Below are 13,822 nucleotides of genomic sequence, written 5' to 3'. Positions count from 1 at the left end.
AGTCTCCATGATTTCGAAAACCACGCCGTCCCGCCGGGCCATGCAGGCGCGACAAACCGTTCGCGCCCGGATAGTCCGGGCACGTCGCAGGGAGTGGCGGGGCTGGATCGGGGCGAACTTGCCCGCGCGGAACGCGGGCGGCGTCAGGTCATCGCGCGGACACGGCCAATCCGGAGGCGGGCAACGCCGCCACGATCGGAGCCAGATACTTGTCGTAATCGAAAGACTGCCCTTCTGGCGTCCAGCCCAGCCGGACGATCACGGTATCGCGTGAGGGGATCACCATGATCATCTGGCTGTTGTGGCCCATCGCCATGAAGGCATCGCCGGGAAGGTTCCTGAAATAGGTGCTTTTCGGGCCGTTCTCGTCGCTGCGGTTGAGCCAGAACTGCCCGGCGTAGAATTGGCGCGCGCCATCCGAAGGCGTTCTGGCGAACCGGACCCAGTCGCGGGATAGCAGCCGCTTGCCGTTCGCCTTTCCGTCGTTCAGGTAAAGCAGGCCGAACCGGGCCCAATCGCGCGCGGTAGCATAGCCATAGGAACTGCCGACCATCACGCCGCTTTCGTCCGGTTCGATCAGGAAGCTGGTCATTCCGGCCCGATCGAACAGACGCTCGCGGGCGAAGCGCGTCATGCCTTCCAGCGTGCCGCCGGTGGCGCGGAAGACGATTTCGGAGAGGATGTTGCTGGTGCCGGAGGAATAGCTCCAGTTCGATCCCGGAGCATGTTCGGCGGGGCGGGCGAGGGCGACGGATGCCATGTTTCCGGCCTGGAACAACATGCGAATGGAATCGCTGCCAGGCCGATAGGGCTCCTCGAAGGCCAGGCCGCTGGTCATGTTGAGCAACTGGCGCAAGGTGATGGCGGCGCGGGGATCGCCGGGCTTCTGCCATTCCGCGATGGGGGCCGGCGCGTCGAGGCGGAGCTTGCCTTCATCGACCAGGATGCCGACCAGCGTGCCCATGACGCTTTTCGTGGCCGACCATCCGAGGAAGCGGGTGTTGCGGTCGAACCCCGGTGCATAGCGCTCGGCGAGGATGCGGCCGTGCTGGATCACGACGACGGCCCGGGTGTCGGGATAGCCGCCGGTGTTCGCGCCGTCGAATGCGGCGGCAACGGCGCTTTCCAGCGCGCCGCCGACCATCTTCGCGGGCGCGGTCTTGGGCTGCGGCCATGGTCCTTCAGTGCCGGTCCATGCCGCACCCAGCCTGGCCGTCTGGGCATCGAGCGCGGCGGGCGAAAGGTTCCCGGTGAGCAAGGTGCAGCCTGCCGCCGGGCGATAGAAGGCCGTGCGCGGCGCGCCGCCGCTGGTGCTTGCCGTTACCGTTCTTGCCTCGCGGTCGACCGCCAGCGAGATGCCCTGCGTGAAGGGTGCGAGCGCGCGAACATCGTCGCGCAGGACATCGGCTTCGGCGCGGCCGGACACAAAAATCCCTGCGCAGGCGACTTGTGCCGAGACTGCAGTGCCGAGGTCTGCCGGTCCCGTAATCGGCGGCGCAGCCGCGAAAGCCGGCGTGGCCAGCAGCAGGGCAAGGCCGGTAAGCGCGGAATGGTGTGGGAAGCGGATCATCAAGTAACACCCCCTTGAAGCGGGCGCGCGGCTTGGCTTGCGTCATCCCCTTCCAGTTGTACCGAGCCTCGCTTCGCGCGTCCTGCGCACGGAACGAGACTCGACATGGTGGGTGGATAATATTCTCTAATTAGAGAAATTCAACTCATTTGGAAATTATGTGCTCGGGATTCGCAGGATTGGCTAGCTCCAGCATCCAGGCCTCCCCCTGCACGGGTTCGCCGAATTCATGATGCACCTCGGTGGAGATGCAGGTGAATCCAAGCCGGGCGTATATGCGCCGAGCGGATTCCAGGCTGGTCTGGGTCCAGAGGTTGATCCGCGAATAGCCCTTCTCCCGCGCGAACCCGATGCATCCGCGCACCAGCGCATCGCCGATGCCGCGTCGCCGCGCGAACGGTTCGACATGGAGCAGGCGCAACCGCGCAATGCCGCTGCCTTCATCGGTCAGGAAGACGGCTCCGGCCATGACTCCGTCAATATCAGCGACCCAGCATTGCTCGCGCCCCGGCTTGAAATTGCGCAGGAAAGCCGCGGCGGTGTCAACGACCAGGCTTTCGAACTGATGCTTCCAGCCGTGGCTCTGCGCATAGAGAACCGACTGCCGTGCCGCGATCTGGCTCACTTCCCCGGTGCGGAACGGCCGTATCGTGAACGTGTCCGCTGCCTTGTCGTCCAGCAGCAGCCGGGCATGGGAGAGCGCCACGGCGAGATCGCCCTGTTCCATCGTGCTCAGCCGCTCCAGATCCTCCCCGATCGCCGAGCGCTGCTTTTCGTCGATCAGGTCGAACGCGGCGCGGCCGGAAGCGGTCAGGCTTATCGGGCGAGCGCGCGCATCGGCTTCCGTGCGGTGTCGCGCGATCCAGCCCCGTTCCTCGAACCGGCCGAGCATCCTGCTCAGATACCCGCGATCGAGGCGGAGCGCGTCCTGAAGCTGGTTTGCCAGAACGGGTTCGCGGCGGGCGATCTCGAACAGCAGGCGGGCTTCGGGAAGGTTCGTCTCCGTGCCCAGGAAGCGCTCGTCGATGGCGCCGACGTGGCGGGTGAAAAAGCGATTGAAGGTGCGAACGGTTTCGATTGTGTTGCCCATGAACGCAGGTATCGCCATAATGTTGACTGAGTCAACTATGGCCGGTCGCGATGCTCATCGGGCCAGGAAGAACTCCACCGGGACAACGAGTTCGATGGTGGCACCTTTCCTTTCCTCGGGAGGTTTGGGCAGGGGCTGGGCGCGCTTCGGGAGCGACACGGCTTCCTCGTCGAGCGATCTCATGCCCGATGATCGTTCGAGCGCGGATGACAGCACCTTGCCGTTCCGGTCGATCGCGAAGCGAATATAGGGAACGCCCTGCTGGCGGCGGAACTGTGCTTCTCGCGGATAGCGTTTGACCTTGTTCAACGCTGCCAGAATCAGGCCTTCCCAGGCGGCTTTATCGTTGCTCGCCTGCTGGGCCGGCGGCGCGGGGCGCACTTCTGGGGCGGTGGTCCTTTCCACAGGGGGCGCGGGATCCGAAACATCGGCAGGCTTCTCGGCAGGCAGCGGGCGAGGCGCCGGGATCTGGATTTCGGGCGGCGGCAGATCGGGAACCGCGTCGATCGCGGGCTTTTCCTTCGCCTCGACCTGTTCGGGGCCGGGCGGCACTTCGCGCGGCTGTTCCGGCGGCGAGGCCGGGGGAGCCACGTTGAATGCGCTCAGGCTGACCGGCGGTACGGGCCGGGTGCGTGCGTGCCACTGGGCGAAGAACAGGCCGAGCAGGACGACGTAGACCATGATGGTCATCAGCAGGCCCTTGGTCCGGCTGCCACCCTGCCAGCTTTCATGTGGATTTCGGATCGTTGGCATCACAGTCCCCGGGAAAGGCAGAAAGCGGCAAGGGCCAGCGGGACCGACGAAACACCGACGGGCACGAGGAGGCGCGGGCGATAGGCGAGTATGATGGCAATCAGCAGGGCCGCGAGCGTGGTCGTGCCGAACCAGAAGGCGATGCCGATCGATATCCCCGTGCCTATCGTCAAGGGCACGGGTGACAAGGAGAGCAGCGCCCAACCAAGCCCTTTCAGGCTGCGTTCGCGCCGTGGGGCAGGCGTCGTGCCGAGCACGTCCCGGTGGTGGCGCGGCAGGGACATTGCCAGTACCGCGAAGGCCGCAAGGCAGAGAAGCAGGCTTGCAACGGGCATCATCGCAGCACCGGCCCGGTCATGATCCACAACAGTGCGCCGATGGGGGCTGCAGCGCCTGCCAGCCATGCCCAGGCCCGCGCGGCGCTTCTGGCGTGGAAAACCGCACAGACCATCGCCGCATAGACGAGAAAGGCGGGAATGGTGGCGGCCAGCACAGCTTCCGCTGGGCCGATACCCGCGCGTAGCAGCATCTGGGCGGCCAGCATCACCATGATCGCCGTCAGGGTGTATGCGCCGGGGACGGCTGCCGCTACGCGGCTTGCGACGGACAGGCGGTGCCGGGTCGAGGCTCTCGATGCGACTTCTTTCACTCGCTCGCTCATTTTCATGCAGTCCATTCACGCTGCCTCCGGTCGGGCGGCCTTGCCTTCGACGGCAGGTCGAGCGATGCGGGCTACCGGCAGGCGGTGGCTTACGCGGCGCGCCGTCGCTGCCAGCACGATGCCGATGGCCAGCATGGTCAGGTCGACGCCGGCCAGCGCCCAGTCACCGGAGGGCAGCGTGACGCCGAGATGACGCTCGGTGGTGAGGGCGTTCAGCACCGGAAGCAGGAGGTATGCGGCCGCGCAGGTCCACAGGCCTTCGGCCCACGCCTTGCCGGATTTGCGGACAGAGGCCCAGAACAGCATCGCGCCGATCGCGAGGAACAGGCTGTGGAACTCCCATGCCACGCGTTCGGGCATGGCGGCAGGCAGCAGGCGATTGGCCCAGAAATAGGCGGCGATGCCAAGCGGCAGGCCAAGGATCGCCGCGATGTTGAGGCATTCGACGAGGCGAAATCCGAAATCCGTCCGTCCGGCCCTGATCTGTTTCTGCCGCCGCTTGACCGTCCAGAGCACCAGTCCGGTGCCGACCATGCCGCAGCCGAGCAGCCCGGACAGGAAGTAGAGCCAGCGCATGACAGGTCCGGCAAACAGGCCTTCGTGCAGGGCGATCATGCTGTCCTGAACCTGCCATGTCCTCCGTGCGCGCTCCGGCGGCCCGCGAAGCAGCGCGCCGGTGATGCCGTCGAACGTCAGACGGTCGTCGCGGCCGGTGGTGAGGCCGATTGCGGCACGCGTGATCTCCACGCGCGCATTGCGGTCTCCCGGGTGGGTGACGGTGACGTTTTCGATCCGGTCCCGGCCCCATCGCGCCTCCGCCTTCATGACCAGATCGGACAGATCGGCGAGCGGCGCGGGAATCCCGCTGGCGGGGATGGACGGTCCGCGCCGTTCGCCGCCTGCGCCTGGCTGAAACTGCCCATTGGCGCGCGGGTTGAGCGGATTGGTGTAGCCGTCGTTCTCCCACTGCCGGTCGGAACCATAGGCAAGGTTCATGGCCGCCGGCATGTAGGCGTACATGAAGAACATGAGGCCCGTATACGTGATCATCAGGAAGAACGGCAGCGCGGTAACGCTGATGACATTGTGGATGTCCAGCCAGCTGCGCTGACCCTTCCCGGGGCGGAAGGTAAAGAAATCCTTGAAGATCTTCTTGTGGGTAATGACCCCGCTCAGCACCGCGAGCAACATCATCATCGTGCAGGCCCCCACGATCAGGATGGCGCTGGCGTGGGACACGTAATGAAGCTGGTAGTGGAGGCGATAGAGCCCGACGCCGCCGCCGGTCTCGCGGCCCATGGCGCCGGACAACACCGGCACCGCGCTTCCCGCCTGGGGGTCGAACACCAGGCGCTGGTTCCTGCCGCCTCTTTCGCCGTGTTCCCCGCGCGTGCTTCGCTGCGGGCGCGTCTTGTCCCTGTCTCCGCCGGCCTTGGGCCAGGACAGGGTCCAAGCCGTTTCCCCGCGTCCGCCCGGCAGGCCGATCGACCAGCGCTGCGCGCCGGGTGCCTTGCTTTCGAGAAATGCCTGGGCTCTCGCTACGCCCTGGGCCTGTGGCACGTAGGCGGAAACCGTGGCCAGCGGTCGCTCCGGCTGCATCCACCGGGTGATCTCATCGTCGAAGTAGCCGGTCGTGCCGGTCATGAACACGAAGAACAGCACCCAGCCGACCAGCAGGCCGGTCCAGGTATGCAGCCAGGCCATCGACTGGCGAAAGCCTTCCTTCATCGTCCCGCCTCCGGGGTGCATGACCGGCGTTCCGGCATCAGTAGGTGAACCGGGCGTTGAACAGGACCGAGCGGGGTTCGCCATAGCGGTTGTCGGAGGCCAGCGTGCCGATGCGCTGGTAATAGCGCTTGTCGAACACGTTGTTGGCATTGACGGCGAGCTTCACGTGCTCGTTGACGTCGAACGCGACCCGCGCACTGACGAGGGCATAGGCCTTCTGCTCGATCGTGTAGATGCCGGACAGGCGGTAGATGCGGCTCTGCGCGTTGACGCCGCCGCCCACGGTCAGCCGGTCCAGCTTGCCCGGCAGGGTATAGGTCGACCAGACCCGAAGCAGGTGTTTCGGGGTGGTGGTGTTGAACGCGAGCCCCTCGTTTGCGCTTGGCGCGCCGGTTGCAGTGCGATCGCGCAGGTATTTCGTGTCGGTATAGGTATAGCCTGCGATGACCTGGAGACCGGGAACGACTTCGCCTGAAATCTCGGTTTCGAAGCCCTGTCCGCGCACTTTGCCATCGGCGACATAACAGGCATCCCCCGTCGGCGAACCGGCGCAGGGTGCCGGGTTGTCCGGGTCCTGCTGCGAGCGGTTGCTCTCGACGATGCGGAATAGCGCGAAAGAGGTGTTCAGCTTGCCGCCGTAGAACTCGCCCTTGACGCCGAACTCGTAATTCGCGCCCACAGCGGGCTCCAGCGTCGTGCCATCCGCGGTGTAGAGGGTGTTCTGGACCCGGAAGATATCGGCGTAACTGGCATAGACCGACCAGTTGCGGCTTACGTCGAGAATGATCCCGCCATAAGGGGTGAAGACGTTGCTCTCCTTGGTCAGCGCATGGGCCGAGGTCAGGTTGGCGCGCGTATCGGTCTTGTAGGTGCTCAGTCGCCCGCCGAGGATGATCTTCAGCGGATCAGCGATGTTCAGCCGGGCCACGCCGTAGATGCCAGTCTCTTCGGTCTTGCTGTACCGACCGGTGGGCGTGGGTTCGGGGAAGTCCGGTTCCGGCGTCGCCCAGGGATCGGCATCGAAGATGGATTGCACCACCGGGACGACGGTTCCCACCGCCGTCTTCGGTTTCTTGACAGTCTCGCTGGCATAGGACGCGCCCAGCATGACCTCGTGCGATCGGCCGAACAGCCGGACATCGCCGCTGACCTGACCGTCGAAGCCCAGGCGGTCGCGCGGGTTGTAGATCTTCGAGATGCTGCTGGTCAGGCGCGGACCGATTCCGGTGACGGGATCGATTGCGGCATTGATGTTCGGCGAGACGTAGACCTGCATCCAGTGCTGCTTGTTCGCCGAAACCCTGGCTTTCCATGCGCCGCCGAGTTGCTGTTCGACGCTGCCGAAGATGTTGCTCGCCTCGACATCGAAGAAGTTCCATCCGGGAGCGAGCCCGCGTGAGGAGCGCGGCAGATGGGGGTCGGTACCGTCGGAATAGAGCGGCAGGCCGCTGTTGAAGAAGCTGTCGGTCCGGTTCTCCTCATAGCTTGCGCCCAGGGTCACAAGCGTGGTCGAGGTCGCATCGACCTCGGCGATGCCGTAGAACAGCGGCCGCTTGGCGTGTTGCAGGTCCACGAAGAACTTGCGGTCCTCGTAAGCCGCGACCCCGCGCACGCGAAGCCAGTCGGTTACCGGGACACTGATGTCCGCTTCGGCGCGAAACTGGTTCCAGCTGCCGGCGTGAAGGACGAGCCCGTATCGCTGTTCTTCCAGCGGACGCTTGCGCACGAGGTTGACGACGCCGCCGGGGTTGCCCGTGCCCGTGACCAGCCCCGCCGCGCCTCGCACGATTTCGATCCGGTCGAACATCGCGGAATTGGGCGTGTATCCGCCCGTCGTTCCGCCCGCGCCGGGGATACCGTCGATCTGGGTTGCGCCGACCGAGAAACCGCGCGCGTTGAAGGTGTTCGAACCGAGGTTGGCCGTGGTGGCGGACATCCCGGTTGCCGCCTCGACCGCGTCGTCGATCGTCATGAAGTTGCGGTCTTCGATCTGCTGGCGGGTGATGACCGTGACCGATTGCGGCGTTTCCCGAAGCGTCAGCGGCAGTTTGGAGGACGTGACGGCTCCGCGGGCCGTATAGGAGCGCGACCCTTCCGACGAGAGCATGTCCGATGCGGAACTGGCGGCAAGTCCGGTTGCGGCGTCTCCAGCGCCCTCGACACGGACCGGACCGAGTTGCACCGCGCCGTCGCCCGATTTCGGCGCGGGTTCGATCTGGACCCGGTTGCCGTTGAGGAAGCGGAACGTCAGGCCGGTTCCCGACAGCAGCCGCGAGAGCGCCTCTGCCGGCGCGAAATTGCCGCGAACGGCCGTGCTCTGCTTTCCGGAGACCTTTTCCAGGTCGTAGAAAATCTGGAGCCCGGCCTTGTCGGTAAGCGTGAGCAGCGCTCTGTTCAGGTCCTGCGCCGGAATGTCGAACGCGACCTGTCCCTGCCGCGCAGCGACCGGGGCCTGCGCACCCGCTGCCACGGGAAGCGCGAAGCCCCCGGCAAGCAGCGCCAGAACGCTTGCCGTTGCAAGACTCGCGGCCCGGTACCCGCCGTTTGCGGTCCCCATGTAACCAACCCCCATTCGATCATTCCCTTGCCAGATTGAATTGCGCGAATGACATGCATTAGCGTCTCTCAAGGGGAAGGACGGGGGAGTGGGGCAGGTCCGGTAAAAATATTCGAGAAATTCGTCAGGCGCGGAAAAAAGAGAACCTCAGTAGAGAAGCGTCAGGAGCGGACCCACCCGCATGGTCCGGAGTTTGAGCTCGCCTGCGATCGTCGCCACTGCGCCCTGGATGTCGTTGGTATCGAAGACGCCGCTGACCTTGCGCGTTGCCAGCGCGGACCGCGCCACCACTATGCGGCCGTGACGGTAACGGTTGAACCGGGCGACCGCATCTCCCAGCGGCGCCGCATTGACGATCAGGCGTCCGCGCTGCCAACTCAGGGCCTGATCCACGTCGATCCGCCTCGCTGCTCTGAGACCGCCTGCGCCATATTCGACCTGCTGTCCGGGCGACAGGACGGCCGCGCGGGCCGTCGATCCGCCGCTCGCCGAAACGCGGACCTGGTGCTGCGCCACGGTCACGCTCACCGATCCGGGAACGCGGTCCACGATGAAGCGGGTGCCCAGGGCGCGTGCCTCGCCGTTGGCGGCCGACACGATGAAGGGACGATTCCCCGCCCGTGCTTTCGGAACGGCTGCAAAGGCTGCGACCCCCGCCAGAAGATCGACGCGGCGTTCCGTTCCGCTGAACCGCGCGGCTATGGCGCTGTCCGGGCCGAGTTGCACGCGCGATCCGTCCGCCAGCGTCACCATCCGGGTTTCTCCGGTTCCGGTGCGATAGTCGGCCCGCAACATGGTCAGCGGATCGCCGTACCACAGCGAGCCCGTGCCGATGAGGAGGCCCGCGCAGGCGGCGATTGCACCCGCGCTCACGATCCGGTGCAAGGCGCGGTTCCGCAAGCTGGGAGCCACCGCGCGAGCTGCGGGGGGCAAGTCTTCCAGCAGGCGGCCGGGATGTTCGGCAAGGGCGCCGAGACTGGCCCAGGTCGATCTGGCGTGGTCAAAGGCCGCCGCATGGCGACGATCTGCCTGGAGCCAGGCATCGAGCGCCTGCTTTTCATGCTCGCCGAGAGGTTCGCCGCCGAGCCGGATGATCCATTCCACCGCGATATCGTCGATCCGCTGCCCGTCGGCAGGTGTTTCGCTGTTCATGATCGCCCGCCCCTGACGGATGATCGCTTCGTGCGATCACCATGGAGGACGGTCGGCGCGTCCATCGGGAGTAAATTTCGCTGCATCGCCATGTCTATTGGAGCTTCAGGCGCTTGATCGCATGGGCCAGCGCCATACGCAGGTGCTTTTGCACGGAACTCTCCGAAATGCCGAGGCGGTCTGCCGTCTCGGCATAGCTGAGGCCCTCGATCTTGTTCAGCACGAACACATGCCGGGTTCGTTCCGGTAACTCGCCTACTACGTCATGCAGGCGTTCCAGCGTTTGCCGGGCCGCGACGGTGTCGTCCACCGCGGGGATGTCTTCGGGGACATTGGCAATACGCTCGTCATCCGCGTGTTCGGTGTAGCGCCGTTCCGGCTTGCGGACGTGGTCTATCGCGAGGTTGTGCGCGGTGCGATAGAGATAGGACCGGGCATTGCCGATCGTATCCAGCCGTCCGCTCTCCGCGATCCGCACGAAAGCATCCTGAGTGAGGTCTGCGGCCAGAACCGGGTCTCGCAGCTTCCGTGTAAGATAATCCTGCACCGAGCGCTTATGCGTCAGATACAGGCGTTTCAGCGCCCGATCCGCCAAGACTCGCCACCCGTTCATGCATTACAGAGAGATAGCCGCTAGGGCATTTGCGACCGGTTCGCAACAGTGTTGCCGGCCTTAGGCTGCGTGGAAACTTCGCCGCCTAGCGCAGTGCCATCCGGTCCATCTTCTTGAGCAGGCCTACCCGGGAGAGGCCCAGTTCACGCGCGGTATGCGTGTGATTGTGGCCCGTGCGTTCCAGCGCTTCGGTGATGCGCCGCCGTTCCAGTTCCATCACTTCCTCCTGCAACGACTGGCGGGAGGAAGGCGGCGGGCTTTCGGCGACGGCCGTTGCGGCATCCTCTCCCATGGCGAAGGCGAGGTCGGCGATGCCGATGACCCTGCCACCGGGGCTCTGGGGGGCCAGCGCGGCGGCGCATTCGACTACCGAACGCAGTTCGCGCACGTTTCCGGGCCAGCCATGGCCTTCCAGCCATTCCAGTGCGCCGGGCGCAAAATGGGCGGGAGCACCATCGATGCGCCGCAGGAACACCCTGGCCAGCAGCGCCACGTCTCCGGCTCGGTCCTCAAGGGCCGGCACCTTGAGGACGACGCCTTTCAACCGGTAGTAGAGATCCTCGCGGAAGCTGCCCTCGGCCACGGCGGCGGCAAGGTCGCGGTGCGTGGCGGCAATTATCCGGACATTCGCATGACGAACGTCCCGTGCGCCGACCGGCTGGTAGCTGCCATCGGCGAGAAAGCGCAGCAGCTTGACCTGCATCGCCGCCGGCATCTCACCGATTTCGTCAAGGAACAGGGTTCCGTGCGACGCGGTTTCGACAAGCCCGGGTCGGTCGGCGTGGGCCCCGGTGAAGCTGCCCTTGAGGTGGCCGAACAATTCGCTTTCGAGCAGGTCCGCCGGAACCGCGCCGCAATGGACCGGGACCAGCGTGCGCGCCGCGCGCGGCGAGGCAGCGTGTATCGCCCGCGCCACGAGTTCCTTGCCGGTGCCGCTCGGCCCCAGCACCATGACCGGCAAGGCAGTGGGGGCCACGCGGCGGATCAGGTCGCGCAAGGACACCATGGCCTGCGATTGGCCGATAAGGCCCATGTCTTCGGCGGCATGTTCGCGGGCCTGGGCCGCGGCGAGTTCCCGGGCCAGACGCGCGCGTTCCAGCGCGCGTTCGACGACGACCTTGAGCATGTCCGGGTCGACTGGCTTGGCGAGGAAATCCCATGCACCCGCCTCGATCGCCTTGAGCGCGAGGGGCTGGTCCGCGTGGCCTGTCATCACCACGACCGGAGAGGGCGCGAATTGGCGGATCAGGGCGAGACCGGCTTCGGGATCGTGGTGAGGCGGCATTGCGAGGTCCAGCAGGACCACGTCGGCTCCATGGGCCTCGAAGGCGGACCGCGCCGTGTCGCCGTCACCTGCGGTGATCACCTCGTGTCCCAGCGAGCGCAGCCATCCGGCGGTCAGGCGCTGGAATGCGGGTTCGTCATCGGCCAGCAGGATCATAGGGCTCTCTCGAAAGTCAGGCGAAAGCAGGTTGACCAGCCGGGGCGGTCGGCGAGTGTCACGGTGCCGCCGTGTGCCTCCATGATCCGCCGGACGATGGCGAGGCCAAGGCCCGTCCCTCCCGGACGGCGAGACACGAAGGGGCGGAACAGGTTTGCCGCGATTTCGGGCGCGATGCCCGGGCCATCATCGCAGACGTCGATGGTGACGGCGCGACCATCCTCGGCGATCACCGATACCTGTGTCCCCATGGCGCGGGCATTGTCGATCAGGTTCGTCAGTGCCCTGACCAGGGCCATCCGGTCCGCCATCACTTCTAGGTCCGGCGGCACCTGGGTATCCACCCCGAACGAGGTGAGCAGTTCACTCAGACGCAGCGGCCGGGGGGCGATCGTCCAGGCGCGGGCATAGTCGAGAATATCGGTGACGAGCGCGTTCATCCGCGCCACCTGCTCGCCGATTTCGGCGCGGACGCCGGGCGGTGCGGCTGTGGCGGCCATCTGGACGATGCCCAGCGGGTTTCGCAGATCGTGCGCCACCGTTGCCGCAAGAGCGCCCAGTTCGGCAAGGCGCGCTTCGCGTTCCGCATCGACGAGGCGGCGTGCGGAGGACAGGCGCCTTGCGCTTTCGGCGGCAATCTCGGCGAAGCGCTCGGCAGCGTGGCGGGTGGCTGCGGGGGCATCTTCCCAACCGCGCAGGGAGACGGAATCCCCGTCTATCCGAAGGTCGGGCCCCCCTGCAGGAAGCGCAAGGTGTCGTTGCAGCAGCTCATTGGCCATGGCCGTCAGTTCTGTCTCGTCGGAAGCCTGTGCCAGAAGGTCGCGCCATCCCGCGATGTCCGCTTCTTCGATCCGCGCGCCGGGAAAGACGAAGCGATCGGCCATGCGCTTGAGCGGAGTGAGGATCGCCAGTCCCAGCATGAGCGTGGCGGCCAGTGCGGTCCAGGTCGCGAGGAAACCCACCGGACGATCCGCAAGGGCCAGCGGCAATGCGGCGATGAACACGCTTGCCCCTCCGGCCCCCGCGATGAGCAGCAGCCAGACCAGGGCGCGGCGTGCCCAGACATCGGCCAGCATGAAGTTGTGGCGCACGATGCCGTAGACGAGCGCAACCGAATAGAGGGGCAGGAGCAGTACCGGCCATGGGTAGGCATCGATCCCGAACGCGGGAAAGGCAAAGCCGGAGAGAGCCGCGAGGCCAAGCAGGCTGGAGACGAATACGGCGCCGGCCTGTTGTCCCTGCAGCCCGGCCTGCCGCCGCCAGACCCGGAGGAGCCGCAGATGTCCCGCGACCGACAGGATGGCCGCCACGCCCAGCACACCCCATCCCACCGGCGAAGGGACGAAGAAGCCCGCAAACCCGTGCCAGGGTATGACCTCGCCGACCCCGAAGAGGAGCCCGACCAAGGCGGCGAAGCTTGCCAGGGCATAGCTTGCCAGCGCGACAGGGCGCAACGATCCGCATAGCGCGAATGCAAAGACAAGGTGAACGAAGGCAGCAGCGGGCAGGGGCGAGAGAGCGATGAGGGGGACGGTGAACGGCCCGGCCCGCAGGCCGATGACGGCCGGCGCCACTTGCGCGATGCTCCAGATGCCCACTCCGGCAAGGAAGGCGGCGAGCAGTGACGATCCCGGCAGCTTTCGGGCGCGCATCAGCACGAAGCCTCCCAGCAGGAAGCTGGCAATCGCTGTCAGCGTGAGCGCGCCGACGTAGGCAGTGATGCCGATCGCTGTATCCATCGTTGACGGCTCTATCATCGTTTTCCGTTCACGTCGTTAACATCTGCGCGGGCCGGGCCCTCGAAAAAGCTCGGATTCCGGGCATTCACGGAATGATCGAGCAATTGGCATGCCACTTGCGAATGGGTTGCCGACGCCGCGCCAAGCCGGAGCGGCGATTCCGAAGGAAACTGCCATGTTGATACCGATTGCCGCCCTTCTGCTGACTTATGCGCTGACTGCGCTGATCGCGACGCTTGCTGCGGTAGTGCTGTGGCGACCGCTCTCGATCCTGCTGGCCGAACTGTGCGGGACGGAGCAGCGCTCGCGGTTCTGGGCAGTCTGGTCGGTGGTGATGATGGTGGCCACGCCGCTGCTGTTCGTTTCGCTGAGAGGCGTCGCAACCGATCCGACCGAGCTTGTGCAGGGCACCATGACGAGCGCTCTCATGGGTGTGCTTCTGGCGCTCGTCGGCATGGGCTTCGCGGTATGGAGCCGCACCCCCCGCCACGCTTTCCATGACGCCTGAGGAGGAAGGG

The 13,822-nt window shown here is 65.9% G+C and carries 12 protein-coding genes; 1 reads left to right on the top strand and 11 read right to left on the bottom strand.

Annotation, left to right across the window (positions count from 1 at the left end; genetic code table 11):
* Positions 1–148: 148 nt before the first annotated feature.
* From ACLIMP_RS21335 to ACLIMP_RS21285, 11 genes are all read right to left on the bottom strand, one after another.
* Positions 149–1,570 (bottom strand): serine hydrolase domain-containing protein, encoded by a 1,422-nt coding sequence (locus tag ACLIMP_RS21335; RefSeq protein ID WP_443478282.1) that lies wholly within the window; start codon positions 1,568–1,570, stop codon positions 149–151.
* Positions 1,571–1,715: 145 nt separating this feature from the next.
* A complete protein-coding gene (locus tag ACLIMP_RS21330) occupies positions 1,716–2,660 on the bottom strand; it encodes a bifunctional helix-turn-helix transcriptional regulator/GNAT family N-acetyltransferase (RefSeq protein ID WP_324699754.1) in 945 nt (314 codons plus the stop codon).
* A gap of 54 nt (positions 2,661–2,714) precedes the next feature.
* Positions 2,715–3,413: an energy transducer TonB family protein gene (locus ACLIMP_RS21325; RefSeq protein WP_324699753.1), complete on the bottom strand. Its 699-nt coding sequence runs from the start codon at positions 3,411–3,413 to the stop codon at positions 2,715–2,717.
* A complete protein-coding gene (locus tag ACLIMP_RS21320; RefSeq protein ID WP_185999882.1) occupies positions 3,413–3,751 on the bottom strand; it encodes a DUF3325 domain-containing protein in 339 nt (112 codons plus the stop codon). The genes ACLIMP_RS21325 and ACLIMP_RS21320 overlap by 1 nt, the downstream gene beginning before the upstream one ends.
* Complete coding sequence (locus ACLIMP_RS21315) at positions 3,748–4,062, bottom strand: hypothetical protein (protein WP_324699752.1); 315 nt, start codon at positions 4,060–4,062, stop codon at positions 3,748–3,750. Before ACLIMP_RS21315 ends, ACLIMP_RS21320 begins: the two co-directional genes overlap by 4 nt.
* A gap of 27 nt (positions 4,063–4,089) precedes the next feature.
* Positions 4,090–5,802, bottom strand: a complete 1,713-nt coding sequence (locus tag ACLIMP_RS21310; RefSeq protein WP_443478281.1) for a PepSY-associated TM helix domain-containing protein — start codon at positions 5,800–5,802, stop codon at positions 4,090–4,092.
* A 37-nt stretch (positions 5,803–5,839) separates the two neighbouring features.
* Complete coding sequence (locus tag ACLIMP_RS21305) at positions 5,840–8,359, bottom strand: TonB-dependent siderophore receptor (protein ID WP_443478280.1); 2,520 nt, start codon at positions 8,357–8,359, stop codon at positions 5,840–5,842.
* A gap of 147 nt (positions 8,360–8,506) precedes the next feature.
* The gene (locus tag ACLIMP_RS21300) at positions 8,507–9,511 is read right to left on the bottom strand and encodes a FecR family protein (protein WP_443478279.1); all 1,005 of its coding nucleotides are present in this window, start codon (positions 9,509–9,511) and stop codon (positions 8,507–8,509) included.
* Positions 9,512–9,605: 94 nt separating this feature from the next.
* Positions 9,606–10,124, bottom strand: a complete 519-nt coding sequence (locus ACLIMP_RS21295; protein ID WP_443478278.1) for an RNA polymerase sigma factor — start codon at positions 10,122–10,124, stop codon at positions 9,606–9,608.
* An 85-nt stretch (positions 10,125–10,209) separates the two neighbouring features.
* A complete protein-coding gene (locus tag ACLIMP_RS21290; RefSeq protein ID WP_324699748.1) occupies positions 10,210–11,565 on the bottom strand; it encodes a sigma-54-dependent transcriptional regulator in 1,356 nt (451 codons plus the stop codon).
* Positions 11,562–13,304, bottom strand: a complete 1,743-nt coding sequence (locus ACLIMP_RS21285) for a sensor histidine kinase (RefSeq protein WP_324699747.1) — start codon at positions 13,302–13,304, stop codon at positions 11,562–11,564. Before ACLIMP_RS21285 ends, ACLIMP_RS21290 begins: the two co-directional genes overlap by 4 nt.
* A gap of 175 nt (positions 13,305–13,479) precedes the next feature.
* Between ACLIMP_RS21285 and ACLIMP_RS21280 the strand changes: the two genes are divergently transcribed.
* On the top strand, positions 13,480–13,812 hold the full coding sequence (locus tag ACLIMP_RS21280) for a hypothetical protein (protein WP_185999875.1): 333 nt from the start codon (positions 13,480–13,482) through the stop codon (positions 13,810–13,812).
* Positions 13,813–13,822: the final 10 nt, after the last annotated feature.

Origin of the sequence: Novosphingobium aeonii (genome assembly GCF_052279045.1) — a bacterium.
Lineage (GTDB): Bacteria > Pseudomonadota > Alphaproteobacteria > Sphingomonadales > Sphingomonadaceae > Novosphingobium.
The sequence above is the reverse complement of the archived record's forward strand: the minus strand, read 5'-3'. Positions and strand labels throughout refer to the sequence as shown.

Bases quoted from the DNA above. Each gene is read 5' to 3' on its own strand.
- ACLIMP_RS21325 (WP_324699753.1), bottom strand. From the start codon at position 3,413: ATGCCAACGATCCGAAATCCACATGAAAGCTGGCAGGGTGGCAGCCGG.
- ACLIMP_RS21300 (WP_443478279.1), bottom strand. From the start codon at position 9,511: ATGAACAGCGAAACACCTGCCGACGGGCAGCGGATCGACGATATCGCG.
- ACLIMP_RS21330 (WP_324699754.1), bottom strand. From the start codon at position 2,660: ATGGGCAACACAATCGAAACCGTTCGCACCTTCAATCGCTTTTTCACC.
- ACLIMP_RS21310 (WP_443478281.1), bottom strand. From the start codon at position 5,802: ATGAAGGAAGGCTTTCGCCAGTCGATGGCCTGGCTGCATACCTGGACC.
- ACLIMP_RS21285 (WP_324699747.1), bottom strand. From the start codon at position 13,304: ATGGATACAGCGATCGGCATCACTGCCTACGTCGGCGCGCTCACGCTG.
- ACLIMP_RS21305 (WP_443478280.1), bottom strand. From the start codon at position 8,359: ATGGGGACCGCAAACGGCGGGTACCGGGCCGCGAGTCTTGCAACGGCA.
- ACLIMP_RS21295 (WP_443478278.1), bottom strand. From the start codon at position 10,124: ATGAACGGGTGGCGAGTCTTGGCGGATCGGGCGCTGAAACGCCTGTAT.
- ACLIMP_RS21320 (WP_185999882.1), bottom strand. From the start codon at position 3,751: ATGATGCCCGTTGCAAGCCTGCTTCTCTGCCTTGCGGCCTTCGCGGTA.
- ACLIMP_RS21290 (WP_324699748.1), bottom strand. From the start codon at position 11,565: ATGATCCTGCTGGCCGATGACGAACCCGCATTCCAGCGCCTGACCGCC.
- ACLIMP_RS21280 (WP_185999875.1), top strand. From the start codon at position 13,480: ATGTTGATACCGATTGCCGCCCTTCTGCTGACTTATGCGCTGACTGCG.
- ACLIMP_RS21335 (WP_443478282.1), bottom strand. From the start codon at position 1,570: ATGATCCGCTTCCCACACCATTCCGCGCTTACCGGCCTTGCCCTGCTG.